We start from the raw sequence: 15,514 nt of genomic DNA, 5'->3' as shown, positions 1-15,514 counted from the left end.
GTCTCCGGATGTCCCGCCTCGGCGCTAGCGTCGACCGCGGCGGGCGGGTCGCATCGTTAAAGATCCCCCTCCCACGCGGGAGGGGGCGCATGGTGGGGGCTAGGCCAGGATGTCGCGGCTCACCTTCTTGACGTCCGCGGTGCCGGTAAGGGTCATGGCGACGACCAGCTCGTCCTGCATCTTTTTGAGGATGGCGGCAACCCCTTCCGCCCCGCCGCCGACCGAGCCGCGTACCAGAGGTCGCCCGACCAGAACGGCGTCGGCGCCGAGGGCGAGCATCTTCAGCACGTCGGCGCCGTAACGGATGCCGCCGTCGACGAAGATGGTCATCTTCCCCTTAACCTTGTCCGCGATGGCGGGAAGAACCTCGGCGGTACCCGGGGTGTGGTCGAGGACGCGACCGCCGTGGTTGGAGACGACGATGCCTGCGGCACCCACCTTGTAGGCCGCAACGGCCTCCTCGGGGGTCATCACCCCCTTGATGACGAAGGGAAGCTTCGTGGAGCGCGCGATCTCGCGCAACTGCTCCAGGGTCTTCGGCTCGACGGTCTGCCCCGGCAGGGCACGGGCAGCACGGCCGGCGGAGTCGATGTCGATGGCGAAGAAGGGGGCGCCGGTCGCTTCGATCAGCCTGATGCGCTGGATGATGTCGGCCTGACTGCGCGGCTTGATCTGGGCCACCGCCCTCCCCTTGTATTTGGCGACCGTCTTAAGCCTCGTCTCGTAGGTGGCGAGCGGGTCGCCGATGCCGTCGGCCGCGAAACCGATGGTGCCGGCGAGCACGCAGCCGCCGATGATCCCTTCGGCGTACTCGTCTTCACCCACCTTGCCGCCAAGCCCCATGTTGTAGGTGACCCCGCCGGTGATGCCCGAGAGGATCGGCATGGAGAGCTTGGCGCCGAAGATGGTGACCGAGGTGTCGGGCTTTTTCACGTCGTGAAAAGTGCGCATCTTCAGGTCGTACTTGGCGAGCGCCTGGAGGTTGTTCCTGAAGGCGCGGCCCGAATCGATCCCCCCCATGCCCGGGACCTCGCCGGAACAGGCGACGCCGTCGCACTCGGGACAGACGCGGCAGCGCGGGTACATCTTCTCGCGCGCCACTTTGAGCACGTCGGCGACCTTCTTGGTCCCGCCCCCTGCCGCGGTGGCGGTCGCCGCCTTGGCCGCGGTCTTCGCCTCTTCGGCGGCGCGCGCCTCGCCGCGCCCTACCGCCTGCACCGCCAGCACGCTGGCGCCGACCACTGCTGCGGTCTTGATAAAGTCGCGACGGGTTACGTTCCCGCCTTCCATTTCCTCGCATTCGATGGACATAACGGCCTCCTGTGGTTGTGATTCTCATGCGTTACGGATTCTTGTGATCTGCATGATAGACAAGGAGAGTCGGCGGGACATCCATGAAACCGTGAATGGCACAAAAAAGGGGGTGAATGGCATAAAGCGCCTTTCAATGGCAGGAGAAGAAGGGGAGAAAAGGCAGTGAGAGGCTCCGGACTAGCGGTTCAGCAGGAGTCTCTCCTTGAGATCCTTCGCGTGGTACCGGCTCACCAGCACCTGGCTGCGCACCGCGTCGTTCATCACCAGTTTGCAGCTGCCGCTGAACCAGGGGATGATCTCGATGATGCAGTTTAGGTTCACCAGGGCGTTTCGGTGCACCCGCGTGAAGGAATACGGGGCGAGGAGTTCCTCGAGGGCGCTCAGCGTGCTCTTCGAGCTGTAGACCGCGTCGCGGGTGTGCACCTGTGCCTCTCCCTCCTCGGCGGTTATGAAGATCACCGATTCGGGGGCGATGGGGATCTGCTTGCCCCGCTTTTGCACCAGGATGCGCTTGATCCCCTGCGTTTCCGGCGGGGTCGCGCGCCGCTCCTGCCCCGCCAAAGCCTGGAGAGCCTTCTGCACCGTCTTAGCCACCCGCTCCAGGGTGAAGGGCTTCAGGAGGTAATCGAAGGCGTCGACGCTGAAGGCATCCACGGCAAACTGCTGGAAGGCGGTAGCGAAGACGACGAGCGGGGGATCGGGAAGCTCGGCGATCACCTCGGCGAGCTCGATGCCGTTCAGCCCGGGAAGCTGGATGTCGAGGAAGACCAGCCGGGGCCGCTTCTCGCGGATCTCCTTCAACGCCTGGGACGGGTTCGCGGCCTCGCCCGCCACAACCACCTCGGGGACCTGTTCCAGGAGAAAACGGAGTTCGCGGCGCGCGGGCGCCTCGTCGTCGATGATGAGAACGGAAATGCTCATGCGGTTACCGGTATCAGGAAGGAAACCGTGGTCCCCTCGCCCGCCTTGCTGTCGATGTTGAGGGCGCACTCCTTGCCGTACAAGGCGGAGAGGCGGCTGTTCACGTTGCGCAGGGCAAGGCCGAGCCCCGTCCCGGAATGGCTCCCCGCGCCGTCGGAAAGCAGGGTGCGGATGCGGTCACGGGGGATCCCGACGCCGTTATCGTGCACCGAGATGGCGACGTGCCCCTCACCCCTGCGGGCGCGCACCTGCACCACGCCCCCCTCTTCGCGCGCGGAGATGCCGTGGCGCACGCTGTTTTCCACGAGCGGCTGCAGGATGAGCGGCGGCAGGTGGCAGGAAAGCGCGGCCTCGTCTATGTCGTAGACGATGGAGAGGCGCTCCTCGAAGCGCGCCTTCTCTATCGCGACGTACGCCTCGCAGTGCTCGAGTTCCACGGAAAGCGGCACCTGCACCACGCCCGGGCTTATGTTGCGCCGGAAAAAGTCCGCCAGCTTCACCAGGAGGAAGGAGGCCTGCTGCGGGTCGGTACGGGTGTGGCTGATGATGGTCGAGATGGCGTTGAACAGGAAATGCGGGTTGATCTGCGCCTGCAGCGCCTTGATCTCGGCGTCCGAGGCGAGCTTGCGCTGCAGCTCGATCTCTCCCAGTTCGAGCTGGTTCGAGAAGAGCAGGGCGAGGCCGTTGGCAAGCTCCTCGTCCAGCCTGCCGATGCCGTTCTCCTTCTGACGGTAGAGCTCCATCACCGCCACCGGCTTCTCCCATTTCTTGAGCGGGACCACGATGACGGAACCGAGCCGGCACCCGCCGCAGGAGCAACCGATCTCCCGCCTCGTTTTAGCAACGACGACACTCCCGGTCTCGAAGGCGCGAGCTGCGGCGGCCGAGAGAGGGCGCGTTCCAGCCGCGTGCCGCTCCGCCTCGAGCCCCTCGTGCGCCAGGGTCTCCCGGATCGTCGAGAGGGAGACCGCGTCGATCCCGGTCATCTCCTTTATGATGTGCACCGTCTGCGCCGCGTTCAAGCGGTCCAGACCGCCTCTCAGGTGAGGAAGGGTCTTGAAGGCGATGCCGAGCGTGGTCTGCGCCTGCTGCGCCATGGCCCTCTGCTGCTCGCGCGCCTGAACGGCGATCAGCTCTACGAGTACGGCTACGCCGAAGGCGTTGGCGAAGACACTGGGAAGGCCGATCGAGGAGATGATCCCCGCGGCGGCTTCGTGCGGACGGGCAAGGAGGAAGATCAGCCCCATCTTGATCATCTCCGCTATCATCCCCATGGCGAAGGCGACCAGCGCGTCGAAGGGCCTTCGCTGCAGGCGCGGGTAGAGGACGCCCGCGATGACGCCGGCAAGGGGGGTGGCTATGGCGCAGGAAAGCGAGGTGACGCCCCCCAGGTCGTAGAAGAAGCGGTGCAGACCGGCGATGAGGCCGGCGACGAGCCCCACGAAGGGGCCGCCGAGGATGCTGGCGATCACCACCGGCACGGTGCGCAGGTTGGCGATGGCACCGTGCATCTGGAAGCCGCACACCGTTGCGAAGATCGCCATGGCGCCGAAGCAGACCGCGACGAGGAGTCGCTCCCGGCGCTCACCCCGCGCAAGGGTGCCCGCCAGAAGCCCCCGGAAAAGCTCGAATCTTATCATGAGGAAGAAGAGCACGGCCAGGATCCCCAGCCGCTCGAAGAGATCCAGAGCGAGCGTTACCACTTCCTTCATTTACTTCCCCCCGCGGCAGGTTTGGCGCAAACGGCGCCCACCATAGCACAGAAGCGGCCGCGAGCAAATAGCCTGCGAGGGCGGTTTAAATGGGCCTGGCGCGATTCGAGGCTGCCGGGTGCGCACCGCAGGCGCCCCCTGCCGGATCGGGCGCGGCGGCTGTTGCCCGCAGGACATGCAGCAGGTCCTGCATCTGCACCGGTTTACCCAGCACGGTCCGAATACCTGTGAAAGCCGCCCTGCCCAGCACCTCGGCGGTCACCGCACCGGTCACGAGGACTATCTCCATCAACGGATCAAGGCGCCCCGCCACCGCAGAGAGCTCCACCCCGTCCATCCCCGGCATCTGGAGGTCGGTGACCATCGTGCTGAAGCGCCGGGTGGACAGGATGGCGAGGGCTTCCTCGGCGCTGGTCGCCTTGCAGATTTCGAAACCGTTATCGGCCAGGATGCTGCACAAAAGCCCGAGATACTGCGCGTCGTCGTCGACCAGGATGATCGATCTTTTTTTCATGACTTCTCCGTTGATGAACCTGGGTAGGCACGACCTTAAGCCGCTGATCAGGAAGCGTTAGCGGAACCATCGAAAATTGGGGGAGGCGGGGGTACCGGGACCCGCCTCCCCCTGATGAGACGCCACGACGAGGAGGAAAAGTGGGCGTCTCGAAACTAGCGTATTTTTGGTCTTGCGCGTCGCGGCAGGAGGCTCATTACGGCAGCGAGCTTATGAACGAGAGGTTCACGAATCGCCACCCGGTCCCGGCCAAAAGGAACATGAAGATCGGGTCGTGCGGGTCTTGTTCCTGCAACACCCGTTTCAGGTCCTGCAGCCTTGTTATCCTCACGCTGTTCACCTCCGCTACTACGTCGCCGTTTCTCACCCCCCCCAGATAGGCGTCTCGCGTTGCATCCACCACCAACACGACAACACCGGTGCGGCTGCCAAGCCTTCCGCTCCGTTCCTCGTCGAGCACCACCTCGGTGAGCGTCATCCCCAGGAGGTTAAGGGTGGCCTTTTGCGCGTCATAGCTGACGCGGCTGCCAAGACAACCCGCACTCCCCGTTTTCCTCCCACGCCGTGGCATCAGTCCCAGTTTCATGGGCTACCTCCTCTCCGTCTCATCCATGGGGGCGTAATCTCCCCGCCGGTCCGGACCGCAGCCGCAGGGAGGCTCAGGTCTCGCATCTTCCTTGCGCGGCCTGAGTCTTTCCGCGAGGGTGCGCTGGGCCGGCGTCAGCAGCGCCTCGATCCTTGCGCGGGTTTTCGCCCTGGAAACAAGGTGTTCCACGTCCAGCGCCGCAAGTTTCTGGGCCGTGCCCTGCAGCGCCGCCTCGTTGAGGGGGACAGCCTCCTCGATGCCGCGCAGTTGGTCGCGCAGTTCGCGCTCCTTTTTCATGCGGGCATGGTCCAGCCCGCGCTGCTCGTCTACGATGGAGCCGATCTGCTTTTTCTGCGCCTCGCTCAACTCGAGCGCCCGCGCAATGGGAGCGGGAAAGCCTTCCGGCTTATCCGGTCGCTCCATGGCACCGCAACGGGGCTGCGGGGTGTCCGGGGGGGACGGCATGCCGTAGCAGGCCCAGCCCCCCAAAAAAAGCGCGGTCACCGTCATCATCACTGTTATCTTCTTTCTCATGGCATCTCTCCTTTCACAGCCGGGGCTAGACGTGTGCCGGCCGCCTCAAAGTCGCGTCCTTCTGATTCAGGATGCTACGACAAAGGCGCGTTAAGTTGGGTCAAGAGATGTGCATATTTGTCAGCACTCTTTCGGAGGGAAAAGAGCCGATCTTTACAATTCTTAACAGCATGGCCTTCTGGTTTTCGGCTATACTGGCGCACAAAAACAGAAGAAGATCAGGCAGATGAATAAAAAGATTCTCATAATAGATGATGACACCGGATTGTGCGAACTCCTCGAGAGCTACCTCGCGAGCGAAGGGTACACGGTGGAGGCTTGCCATGACGGTGGGGAAGGGGCCGATCTCGCCCTCGCGAGGGATTACGCCTTCGTGGTGCTGGACGTGATGCTCCCGACCCTGAACGGCTTCGACGTCTTGCGCCGGATCCGGCAGGGTTCGCAGGTCCCGGTGCTGATGCTGACCGCGCGCGGCGACGAGATCGACCGCATCGTCGGGCTGGAGATGGGGGCGGACGACTACCTTCCGAAGCCGTTCAACCCGCGCGAATTGGTAGCGCGGCTGAGGGCGATCCAAAGACGCAGCGACGCCTTTCCGGCCGGCACCGAGCCGAAGAGCGATCTGCTGCAGGCCGGCGACGTGATCCTCGATCTCGGCACCCGGACGGTCACCTGCGGCGGCGGTGCGGTAGAGGTCACCTCGCTCGAGTTCTCGGTGCTGGAGGCGCTGGTACGTCAGGCAGGGAGCGTGATGAGCCGGGACGACCTGACCCGCCAGGCGCTCGGGCGCGAGTTCAGCAGTTTCGACCGGAGCATCGACGTGCACGTGAGCAGCCTCAGGAAAAAGCTGGGGCCCGCACCCGCAGGCGACGAGCGCATCAAGTCGGTGCGGGGCGTCGGCTACATCTACGCCTTCTCCGCCGCGCAGCGGCACACCCACTGAGGGAGGCCCATGCGCAGCATCTTCGCGAAACTCTTCATCTGGTTCTGGCTCTCCACCGTCTTCTCGGGGCTCGTCTTCTTCGTCATCGCCTTCAACCTGCGGCTGTCGCCAATGCGCGACGAACGAAAGCGCCACTTCGCCGCGCAGCACCAGCAGGTCCTGGGCCAGGCGCTCGCCATCTACGGCAGCACTGCCGCCCTTCTCACCGAGAAGCAGGGGAGCCCGGCGGAAGCGGACGCCGACCAGGGACGCGTCGCCGGGCCGAGAGCCTACCTCTTCGCGGCGGACGGCACCCCGATTTCCCGCGGTGTCCCGCCTCGCATCGCGACCGCAGTGCGGGAACACGTCGCAGGGAAACAGGAGCGCCCGGATGACCGCGACCTCGTGGCGGTAACGGTGCAGGGGCCGTCCGGGAAACGATACCTTGCCGCCGCCCTCCCCCGCCCGGTCCCTCCTCCGCCGCATGAATTAAACCCGCTGCGTCCCCCGCCACTTTTCTGGCTGCAGATGGCGATCACCTTCGTGGTGAGCGGCCTTGTCTGTTATTTCCTCTCCTGGTGCATCGCCGCCCCCTTGCGCAGGCTGCGCGCCGCGACGCGTCGACTCGCCGACGGGGACCTTTCCAGTCGCGTCACCGTGATCCCGAGACAGGCAGGCTACGAGATCAACGACCTCGGGCGCGACTTCAACCTGATGGCGGCGCGCATGGAGAAGCTCGTGCTCGCCCACAAGCAGTTGGTCCGGGACGCTTCGCACGAGCTCCGTTCGCCGCTGGCGCGGCTGAACGTGGCGCTCGGCATCGCCCGCAAGGAATCTCCCCCTTCCGCGACCAAGGCCCTGGACCGCATCGAGTACGAGAGCGACCGGCTGAACCTCCTGATCACCGAACTGCTCACCCTGAGCAAGCTCGACGAGGGGAGCGAGCTCGACAGAAGCGATCTGGATCTTGCCGAACTGGTGGAAGAAGTGGCGCGGGACGCGGAGTTCGAGGCGTGCGCCTCGGACCGCCACGTACAGTGGAGTGCGACGCGTGGGATCACGGTACACGGCAACCGCGACTTTTTGAGCCGGGCCCTGGAGAACGTGGTGAGAAACGCGGTGAAATACACCGCGGAGGGAACGGCGGTGGAGATAGTTCTGGAGCGGGAGGAAGCGACTGCGCTGCTCCGTGTGCGAGATCACGGCCCGGGCGTCCCGGAGGAGCAACTTGCCGACATCTTCCGCCCCTTTTACCGCGTGGCCGAAGCGCGCGACCGGAAAAGCGGCGGCACCGGCATCGGGCTCGCCATCGCGGAGAAGACGGTCACCCTGCACGGCGGGAGCATCGCAGCGCGGAACCTGCCGCAAGGGGGCCTGGAAGTGGAGATCAGGCTGTCTCTGGGCTAGGTGCCCTCGGGTGGAAGAGACTGCCGGCACGTTGCCTGCTGCCCTGGTAAAAGAGGGTTGGGCGGGAGGAGCGCAAAAGCGGGTAGTTTGATATAGGGATTGACTGAGTTGCTGTTTTACGGTAAAAGGTTACCTCTGCAAAAGCCGCCCAGCTGCCAAGTACAGCAAAGCATGGGCATCTTGATAGAATTGGGCCGGAGTAACTCAGTTGGTAGAGTAGCTGATTCGTAATCAGCAAGTCGGCGGTTCGAGTCCGCTCTTCGGCTCCATACAAACAAGGGGTTACAGGACATCACCTGTTACCCCTTTGTCGTTTTCGCTCCTCACGTATCCTCTCACGTATCCTTTTCCCTGCGCTCTCGCTTCATCTTTTACGACCCCGGATTTTACGATCCTAATTCGCCATGTCGTGGGCGACATGGAGTCGGCCATGGTAGGACATCCTTCCTTAAAGGAAAGGGCGGCTAAAGGGAAGGGAGGCGTAACCGCGTATAGAATCCGCCTCGCTGCACCCCGGTAAAGCTCGTATTGAGAGGCCTCGCCCCCCAGCAATTGGCAGACATGTAACTTCATGCCGTTTTCTGGAACTCGACCTAGGATGATTCAATTTTTTGCTCTTGCATTAGCCAACCAAGTTAGGTAGTCTTCCCACAACAACACCCCCCACGCATCCCGTAAGATCTGCGCACCATGGGGGGTTACTTTTTTTCAGGGGTCCGCGACGTGCCGTTCAAGAAGCCCCCACTGACCTATGAGCAGAAAATAGACCTACTGCAGCAACGAGGTCTTCAGATTGACGACCACAACCGCGCCCGCCATTTCCTTTCCCACCTAAACTATTACCGACTGTCTGGCTACTGGCTTCCGCTAGAGCAGGATCATGCAACTCACACTTTCAAACCAAAGGCACATTTTGACACCGCTCTTGAACTATACTTTTTTGACCGGGAGTTCAGGCTCTGGGTCATGGATGCTATCGAACGGTTTGAGGTCTCCTTACGGGCTCAATGGGCTTACCATTTGGCTCATACCTATGGGCCTCTTGCGCACCTTGATGCTGGCTTGTTTAAGCCGCCGCGCCCTCCGAGGTGGAACCACGGTGACAGCATCCGATCATTGCAGCAGGTAGTCCGCAGAAGCTCTGAGATCTTCATTCGCCACAACCGCACCGCTTACCCAGAACTATCCCTCCCCCCGATTTGGGTAATCTGTGAAATCATGACCTTCGGTGAGCTTTCCCTCTGGTACGCAAACCTCGTCAAAAGTCGTGACCGCAACGCTATCTCTCGTATCTACGATATCGATGAAGTCATCTTCACCTCGTTCCTTCAACACATCACCACGGTCAGAAATATTTGCGCTCACCACTCCCGGCTCTGGAACCGCGAGTTCACCATCTCATGGGCCTTACCTAAAGCGAGGCCTACCCATGTGCTGCCCTCCTTAAACAGGGCTGAGCCTAGGAAGATCTACAACACATTGGTGATGCTTGGCCACCTGATGGATATCGTGAACCCCGGCCACAAATGGAGGGAGCGGCTGGGTGATCTTCTCACCCATCATCCTGCCGTGACACCACCAGCGATGGGGTTCCCAAAGGATTGGAAAGAGCTGTAGCTAACTGAAGGAGGTAGAAGATGTCTGATCTGAAATACGAACCGGTTGTCCATGACCATAAGGATCTGCTTGAAAAGGCAGGGAAGCGAAGAGGTTTCAACAAAGCATACGCGGAGTTGGATGAAGAATACGCTCTGGCAAAAGAGATGCTGGCGGCACGTGCGCGGGTCGGTCTTTCACAGGAAGCGGTTGCTGAAATCATGGGGACTACTAAAAGTGCAATTTCGCGACTCGAGGCAGCAGGAAAGCATACGCCTTCTCTGTCTACCCTAAAGAAATATGCCCATGCCGTGGGGTGTCATCTGGAAATACGCTTTGTCCCCGAGGGTTCGAGTAAACCTTAACTTCAGTATTGCCAACTGAGGATGGTGACGGGCGGACGCACAAAAATTGAAAGGCCCGCCGTTATGGCGGGCCTCACTTTTCTGCTTGATGGGTACCCTTTTCAAGGGTGTTGCCGGCGTTATGAACACCGGGAGGTTACAGCTTCAAGTTGTGAGATTCCTCTGCGGTGGAGTTTCTTTGATGCTGATTACCTCCTTTGTCCGAGATTCCTCTTTACTCTTGTTTTCTTTACTCTTGGCTAGCTAGCTGAGTCAAACATAACACCGCCGGGACCAAAGAAACAGTCTATTGAAATTTTTTTTTTACAGGTATACTGCTCAAGTTGCCCAGTCGGCCACCCTCCCCAGCGCTGCACCCCCTCCCTTGTGACAACACCACTACCTACTGATAGAGAGCCAACGCCTGTTGTCCGCGGCTGAGAGCACCCGGGCCGGAACTGGTGACTTGGACGCCGCCATTCATACGCATAGCCTGGTACTTGGTAACTTCATCACCTTCCTTCAACACCGCCACCGAGTTACCATTCTTCACGTTCCAGTCGATGGTCATCGTATCCAGGTAGGTATCGCCGCGGTAATGGTTCATCGTGTAGCGTACCGTGTCGCCGCTTTTGCTCGCATGCACCTTGAAGGTCTCGCCGTTTTCGCTGTACATGAAGTCCTTCTCGCCGGAAGCTACCGGGTTATGGCCGCTCCAGAACTCGATGGTGTTGAAGACCACGAAGTCGACCAGGGCCGAGACACCGTACACCGGGACGATGATGAAGACCCAGGTAACCAGACTGCGCAGGAACTTGTCGCCCACTTGGCCGTTCACCTGGTACACCTTCTTGGTTAGTGCCATTTTGCCGTAGCACCCCTGCAAGGACACCATCCCCATAACCATGGCGAGTATCGCCGCTGTAACTCTTTTCATACGTGTTCCTCCCTTTCGGATTGGATAGTACCACCGGAAACCGAACGCTCCCCGGGAATACATAGTATCAGCCAGCCACGCTCAGATCATTGCCATCAACATTTCCGGGCGGTGCTATGGCTGCAAGTGTCACAATAGGAAAGAGGCCTGCTGTCAGTTAGCTAGGCCTCTTTTGTCATACTCGATCCCCTCTTTACAGGGGTCATTCCGACGCTTTCGGCATCGGAGCTCTTAAGGCTGTGTGTAAGTTAGAATCCTCTTCAGCGGAGTTTACCTCGATACTGCTACCTCCTTTTCCGAGACATTCTGTTACAGCTAGCTAGCTGTGAGCACTATACCACCTGTCAAAAATTTTAAAAGAGTGCAATCGTATTTTTTACTACCCGCCTCGTGTACTACACCGGATCGGGGGCACTTCCATGCCGGCTGGACTTCAGTGGGGCCGATGCTAAACTGCGTTGGGTGCCGCCGGGACCTACCTCTTCTACGTGTGAAGAACCCGACGGCCAGCCTAACAGCGCTGCTTTGCTGCTGGAGGTACCCATGAAGACCACGATATTCTTCTCACTATTCATCATCCTCGTCCTGATCGCCGGCGCTGCTTACTATTTCGTCGACACTTCAGGACCCACCCTTGCCCTCTCGCGGCAACCCGGTCCCATCTCTGCAAAGGTGGATGTCGTCCTCAGGCTGCGCGACCGGTCGGGACTCAAATCCCTGAAGGTAGTCCTGTTACAGGGACAAAAGAGCTTCCCGGTTCTCGCGCATGAGTATCCCGCCGGGAAAACCGACGTATCGGAAAACTTCCGGTTCCCCGCACAGTCGGGACTCAAGGAAGGCCCCGTCAGGCTGCAGATAAGCGCCGTCGACCGCTCCATAATCCGCTTCGGTTCAGGCAACAGCACCGAAGAAACCCTCGACTTCGATTACCAGAACAAGCCTCCCGCAGTAACCGTGCTGAGCACGGCGCACAACGTATCGCGCGGCGGCTCGGGCCTTGTGGTGTACACGGTGAACCGGGAAGTGGTGAAGACCGGCATCGTCTTCGCGGACCGCTTTTTCCCCGGATACCGGCAGCCCGGCGGTTTCTACGCCTGCCTCTTCGCTTTCCCAAGCGATCTGCCGCAGGAGCGCTTCATCCCGAAGGTGCTCGCCGTCGACCGGGCGGGGAACGAGCGTCTGACCGGGATCTATTTCCACGTCCTGGAGAAGTCCTTCCCGAGGGACCGCATCGAACTCACCGACTCCTTCCTGGAGAAGGTCTCCTCGGAGTTCAAGGACCGGTTTCCCAAGGCGGCCACCCCGCTCGAGGTGTTCCTCAAGGTGAACAGCGAGGTGAGAAGCGCCGACCGCAAGACGCTTTACCAGACCGGGCTCAAGACCTCGCCGACGCCGCTTTGGAGCGGTGACTTCATGCGCCTGCCCAACTCGGCCCCGCGCGGGACCTTCAGCCAGTTCCGCAGCTACTTCTACAAGGGCGCACAAGTGGACCAGCAGTATCACCTGGGGATCGACCTCGCCTCCCTGGCACATGCGAAGGTTCCCGCCGCGAACAACGGGAAGGTGGTGTGGGCGGACGATCTCGGCATCTACGGGCAGTGCGTGATCATCGACCACGGCATGGGATTGCAGACCCTCTACGGACATCTAAGCCGGATCGGGGTGAAGGAGGGAGCCCAAGTGAACAAAGGGGACATCATCGGGGACACCGGCGACACCGGTCTTGCCAGCGGCGATCACCTTCATTTCGGCGTCGTGGTCTCCGGCCAGGAGGTGAACCCGATCGAGTGGTGGGATCCTTCCTGGATCAAGAACAACGTGACCGACAAGCTGGCCGACGCGAAAGAGGCGAGCGCGGTCAAGTAGCGGCGTCGCAAATGTGCGCAGGAGGTGGAAGATGCGGCAGTTGGTACTGGTTCGACACGGCGAGAGCGTCTGGAACAAGGAAAACCTCTTCACCGGCTGGACCGACGTGAACCTCTCGGAAAAGGGCGAGGAGGAGAGTCGCCGTGCCGGGCGACTCCTGAGGGAGAAGGGGTTCGTCTTCGATGTCGCCTTCACCTCGGTCCTAAAACGCGCGGTGCGGACGTTGTGGCTCATCCTGGATGAGATGGATCTGGTATGGATTCCGGAGCGGAAGGACTGGCGCCTGAACGAGCGGCACTACGGCGCGCTGCAGGGGCTGAACAAGACGCAGACGGCGGAGAAGTACGGCGAGGAGCAGGTGAAGCTCTGGCGCAGAAGCTACCACGTGCGCCCGCCGGCGCTCCCCGAAGGGGACGAACGTTACCCCGGGCGCGATCCACGCTACAGCGCGCTAGCAAAGCACCTGATCCCGAACACGGAGTGCCTGCAGGACACCGTCGAGCGGGTGCTCCCCTTCTGGCAGCAGGAAATCGCACCGGCACTCAGGGAAGGTCGGCGCGTCCTGGTGGTCGCCCACGGCAACAGCCTGCGCGGACTGATCAAGTACCTGGACCGGGTTTCGGACTGGGACATTGTAAATCTGGAGATCGCCACCGGCACGCCGCTCGTGTACGAATTGGACGACGACCTCAAGCCGCTGCGCCACTACTACGCGAGCGACTCGGGCGAACTCTCCTAGCGGAGCATTTCCACCTGCCCCGCGCCGTCGTCGGCCGGCTGGTCCTGCGCCGGGGGCTCACCCTGCGACGGCGCACTTTCCGGTTGGCCCGGCACCCCGGGCTGTTCGGTTTGTGCAGGTTGACCCTCTTTCGGATGCGTCGGGGGCATCCCCTCCCCGCCATGTTTCGTGCAGTAAACGGTCGGTTCGGTTCCCGCGATGAAATCCTCTTCCTTCGTGGTCGGGCATTCCGGCGTTGCCAGTTGCGCGGTGGTCGGGTCGATGGTGACCGTGATCACCCCTTCAGGCCTCGCGAAGTCGGCAGCCGGTTTACCCGCCGTCGCCACGCGCATGAACTTCTCCCAGATCGGGGCGGAAACCACCCCGCCGGTAAAGCCCCTTCCTCCCGGCTTCGGCTTGTCGTACCCCACCCAGACCCCGGTGATCAGCTGCGGAGTGTACCCCACGAACCATGCATCGCGGTAGTCGTCGGTGGTGCCGGTCTTGCCGGCGGCAGGACGCTGACGGCTGAAGTTCTTGAGCCCCTTGGCGGTGCCGTAGGTGAGCACGTCCTTCATCATCTCCGTGGTCACGTACGCCGTCGCCGGCGAGAGCACCGGGGCGCTTCGCGTCGGGTTGTCGGTCCAGCTCTTGCGGTTTCTGTCGAACACCTTGACGATGGTGCGCCCCTCGGTCCGGATGCCGCCGTTGGCAAGAGGCGAATACGCCGAGACGAGGTCATCCAGGGTCACCTCGTCCGTTCCAAGCGCCAGGGATAGGTCGTTCGGCGAACGCAGGGAAAGCCCCATGCGCCCAGCGAAGGTGACGAAGTTGTTCACCCCGACCGATTCGAGGAGCTTCACGGTGATCACGTTGTTGGAGTGGGCGAGCGCCGCCCGCAGCGGCATCTCCCCGAAACTCTTCTTCTCGTAGTTGTGCGGACGCCACACCTGGCCGTTCCCCTTGTTGTAGGAAACCGGGGTGTCGTTCATGAGGCTTGCCGGGGTGTATCCCTGGTCGAGCGCCGCCGCGAAGATGAGCGGCTTGATGGCGGAGCCGGGCTGCCGCTTGGCGGCGAAGGCACGGTTGAAGCCTCCCTTCGCGTTGTCCACCCCGCCCACCGCGGCCAGGATGTCCCCGGTCTTCAGGTCCATGCAGATGAGCGCGCCCTGGAGCTTCGGGTTCACCTTCTTCACGCCGTCGCGCAGCGTCTGCTCCGCCTGCTTTTGCAGGTTAACGTCGAGGGCGGCGATGACGTCCAGCCCCCCCTGTTCCACCACGTGTGCCCCGTAACGCTCGACGAGCTGACGGCGTACGATCTCGAGATAGGCCAGGGCCTGTCCCGGCTTGATCACCGTTGCCGGATGCGCCTCGATGGCCCGTTTCTGCTGCGGGGTGATCATCTTGACCGAGACCATGCGGGAGAGGACGGTGCTGCGACGCGCACTCACCTTGGCAAGGTCGCCCAGCGGGTTGTAGCGTCCCGGGTTCTTCGGCACCCCGGCAAGAAGCGAGCACTCCGCCTCGGTCAGCTCCTCCGGGTTCTTGTCGAAGTACTGCCGCGCCGCCTGCGCGATTCCCCAGGCGCCGTTGCCGAAGTAGATCTCGTTGAAGTACATCTCGAGGATCTGGTCCTTGGTGTACTTCTTCTCGAAATCCATGGCGAGCTGGACTTCCTTCACCTTCCTGTCGATCGACTTTTCCCCGGTCAAGAACTTGTTCTTGATCAGCTGTTGCGTGATGGTGGAACCGCCTTCGGCGAGCCTCCCCTTCACCACGTCCTTCACGAGGGCGCGGGCGATGCCGCGCACGTCGATGCCGCCGTGCTCGTAGAAGCGGGCGTCCTCGGTGGCGACCAGCGCCTTGCGCAGAAAGAGCGGGATGCGGTCGATGGAGACCCAGTAGCGCTGGGCGGGGAGGATGCGTCCGACGTAGCGATTTTGCACGTCGAAGACCCGGATGGAACTGTAGCCGGTGGGGAGTTCCGGGTAGGTCGCGATGGAGGCGTGCGCGGAGACTGCAAAGGAAAGCGCAAGGAAAAGGAGAAGGAAAACGGGAGAGAAGAGCTTCTTGAGTGCTGCGTGCCGACGGTAAAGCAAGGTTGCTACTCCTTTTAAGGAGGTGGACGCCGATGTGGTGCTTG

At 61.8% G+C, this 15,514-nt stretch carries 14 protein-coding genes and 1 tRNA gene; 7 read left to right on the top strand and 8 right to left on the bottom strand.

The window, feature by feature from the left end; genetic code table 11:
- Positions 1 to 99 precede the first annotated feature (99 nt).
- From E8L22_RS08460 to E8L22_RS08435, 6 genes are all read right to left on the bottom strand, one after another.
- Entirely contained in the window at positions 100 to 1,311 is a 1,212-nt protein-coding gene (locus E8L22_RS08460) for an alpha-hydroxy-acid oxidizing protein (RefSeq protein ID WP_198420128.1), read from the bottom strand.
- Positions 1,312 to 1,491: 180 nt separating this feature from the next.
- A complete protein-coding gene (locus E8L22_RS08455; protein ID WP_136524720.1) occupies positions 1,492 to 2,235 on the bottom strand; it encodes a LytR/AlgR family response regulator transcription factor in 744 nt (247 codons plus the stop codon).
- Positions 2,232 to 3,947 (bottom strand): LytS/YhcK type 5TM receptor domain-containing protein, encoded by a 1,716-nt coding sequence (locus E8L22_RS08450; protein WP_246044578.1) that lies wholly within the window; start codon positions 3,945 to 3,947, stop codon positions 2,232 to 2,234. The genes E8L22_RS08455 and E8L22_RS08450 overlap by 4 nt, the downstream gene beginning before the upstream one ends.
- Before the next feature lie 85 nt (positions 3,948 to 4,032).
- Positions 4,033 to 4,461: a response regulator gene (locus E8L22_RS08445; protein ID WP_136524719.1), complete on the bottom strand. Its 429-nt coding sequence runs from the start codon at positions 4,459 to 4,461 to the stop codon at positions 4,033 to 4,035.
- Between the two features lie 196 nt (positions 4,462 to 4,657).
- A complete protein-coding gene (locus E8L22_RS08440) occupies positions 4,658 to 5,047 on the bottom strand; it encodes a PDZ domain-containing protein (protein WP_136524718.1) in 390 nt (129 codons plus the stop codon).
- Positions 5,048 to 5,050: 3 nt separating this feature from the next.
- Positions 5,051 to 5,581 carry a Spy/CpxP family protein refolding chaperone gene (locus E8L22_RS08435; protein WP_136524717.1) on the bottom strand — a complete coding sequence of 177 codons (531 nt, stop codon included), beginning with the start codon at positions 5,579 to 5,581 and terminating at the stop codon, positions 5,051 to 5,053.
- A 226-nt stretch (positions 5,582 to 5,807) separates the two neighbouring features.
- Between E8L22_RS08435 and E8L22_RS08430 the strand changes: the two genes are divergently transcribed.
- The 5 genes from E8L22_RS08430 (at position 5,808) to E8L22_RS08410 (ending at position 9,871) form a co-directional block, all read left to right on the top strand.
- The gene (locus tag E8L22_RS08430) at positions 5,808 to 6,524 is read left to right on the top strand and encodes a response regulator (RefSeq protein ID WP_136524716.1); all 717 of its coding nucleotides are present in this window, start codon (positions 5,808 to 5,810) and stop codon (positions 6,522 to 6,524) included.
- 9 nt (positions 6,525 to 6,533) lie between these two features.
- Positions 6,534 to 7,910, top strand: a complete 1,377-nt coding sequence (locus E8L22_RS08425) for an ATP-binding protein (protein ID WP_136524715.1) — start codon at positions 6,534 to 6,536, stop codon at positions 7,908 to 7,910.
- A 193-nt stretch (positions 7,911 to 8,103) separates the two neighbouring features.
- Positions 8,104 to 8,179, top strand: a tRNA-Thr gene (locus E8L22_RS08420).
- A gap of 454 nt (positions 8,180 to 8,633) precedes the next feature.
- The gene (locus tag E8L22_RS08415) at positions 8,634 to 9,527 is read left to right on the top strand and encodes an Abi family protein (protein WP_136524714.1); all 894 of its coding nucleotides are present in this window, start codon (positions 8,634 to 8,636) and stop codon (positions 9,525 to 9,527) included.
- 20 nt (positions 9,528 to 9,547) lie between these two features.
- On the top strand, positions 9,548 to 9,871 hold the full coding sequence (locus E8L22_RS08410) for a helix-turn-helix domain-containing protein (protein WP_136524713.1): 324 nt from the start codon (positions 9,548 to 9,550) through the stop codon (positions 9,869 to 9,871).
- A 382-nt stretch (positions 9,872 to 10,253) separates the two neighbouring features.
- Here the strand turns inward: E8L22_RS08410 and E8L22_RS08405 are convergent, their stop codons facing one another.
- Positions 10,254 to 10,787 (bottom strand): DUF3332 domain-containing protein, encoded by a 534-nt coding sequence (locus E8L22_RS08405; protein ID WP_136514815.1) that lies wholly within the window; start codon positions 10,785 to 10,787, stop codon positions 10,254 to 10,256.
- 543 nt (positions 10,788 to 11,330) lie between these two features.
- On the opposite strand from E8L22_RS08405, the gene E8L22_RS08400 reads away from it, so the two are divergent.
- On the top strand, positions 11,331 to 12,653 hold the full coding sequence (locus E8L22_RS08400; protein ID WP_136524712.1) for a M23 family metallopeptidase: 1,323 nt from the start codon (positions 11,331 to 11,333) through the stop codon (positions 12,651 to 12,653).
- A 31-nt stretch (positions 12,654 to 12,684) separates the two neighbouring features.
- Complete coding sequence (gene gpmA, locus E8L22_RS08395) at positions 12,685 to 13,392, top strand: 2,3-diphosphoglycerate-dependent phosphoglycerate mutase (protein ID WP_136524711.1); 708 nt, start codon at positions 12,685 to 12,687, stop codon at positions 13,390 to 13,392.
- Here the strand turns inward: gpmA and E8L22_RS08390 are convergent.
- A complete protein-coding gene (locus E8L22_RS08390; protein ID WP_136524710.1) occupies positions 13,389 to 15,470 on the bottom strand; it encodes a penicillin-binding protein 1A in 2,082 nt (693 codons plus the stop codon). The two genes, gpmA and E8L22_RS08390, sit on opposite strands and share 4 nt — an antisense overlap.
- Positions 15,471 to 15,514: the final 44 nt, after the last annotated feature.

It is taken from the genome of Geomonas ferrireducens (genome assembly GCF_004917065.1).
GTDB classification, from domain to species: domain Bacteria; phylum Desulfobacterota; class Desulfuromonadia; order Geobacterales; family Geobacteraceae; genus Geomonas; species Geomonas ferrireducens.
Note: the sequence above shows the minus strand (reverse complement) of the source record. Positions and strands in the feature narration are given on the sequence as shown.

What these genes read in the sequence shown, in the direction of transcription:
- E8L22_RS08460 (WP_198420128.1), bottom strand. Translation starts at nt 1,311, where the DNA reads ATGTCCATCGAATGCGAGGAAATGGAAGGCGGGAACGTAACCCGTCGC.
- E8L22_RS08455 (WP_136524720.1), bottom strand. Translation starts at nt 2,235, where the DNA reads ATGAGCATTTCCGTTCTCATCATCGACGACGAGGCGCCCGCGCGCCGC.
- E8L22_RS08450 (WP_246044578.1), bottom strand. Translation starts at nt 3,947, where the DNA reads ATGAAGGAAGTGGTAACGCTCGCTCTGGATCTCTTCGAGCGGCTGGGG.
- E8L22_RS08445 (WP_136524719.1), bottom strand. Translation starts at nt 4,461, where the DNA reads ATGAAAAAAAGATCGATCATCCTGGTCGACGACGACGCGCAGTATCTC.
- E8L22_RS08440 (WP_136524718.1), bottom strand. Translation starts at nt 5,047, where the DNA reads ATGAAACTGGGACTGATGCCACGGCGTGGGAGGAAAACGGGGAGTGCG.
- E8L22_RS08435 (WP_136524717.1), bottom strand. Translation starts at nt 5,581, where the DNA reads ATGAGAAAGAAGATAACAGTGATGATGACGGTGACCGCGCTTTTTTTG.
- E8L22_RS08430 (WP_136524716.1), top strand. Translation starts at nt 5,808, where the DNA reads ATGAATAAAAAGATTCTCATAATAGATGATGACACCGGATTGTGCGAA.
- E8L22_RS08425 (WP_136524715.1), top strand. Translation starts at nt 6,534, where the DNA reads ATGCGCAGCATCTTCGCGAAACTCTTCATCTGGTTCTGGCTCTCCACC.
- E8L22_RS08410 (WP_136524713.1), top strand. Translation starts at nt 9,548, where the DNA reads ATGTCTGATCTGAAATACGAACCGGTTGTCCATGACCATAAGGATCTG.
- E8L22_RS08405 (WP_136514815.1), bottom strand. Translation starts at nt 10,787, where the DNA reads ATGAAAAGAGTTACAGCGGCGATACTCGCCATGGTTATGGGGATGGTG.
- E8L22_RS08400 (WP_136524712.1), top strand. Translation starts at nt 11,331, where the DNA reads ATGAAGACCACGATATTCTTCTCACTATTCATCATCCTCGTCCTGATC.
- gpmA (WP_136524711.1), top strand. Translation starts at nt 12,685, where the DNA reads ATGCGGCAGTTGGTACTGGTTCGACACGGCGAGAGCGTCTGGAACAAG.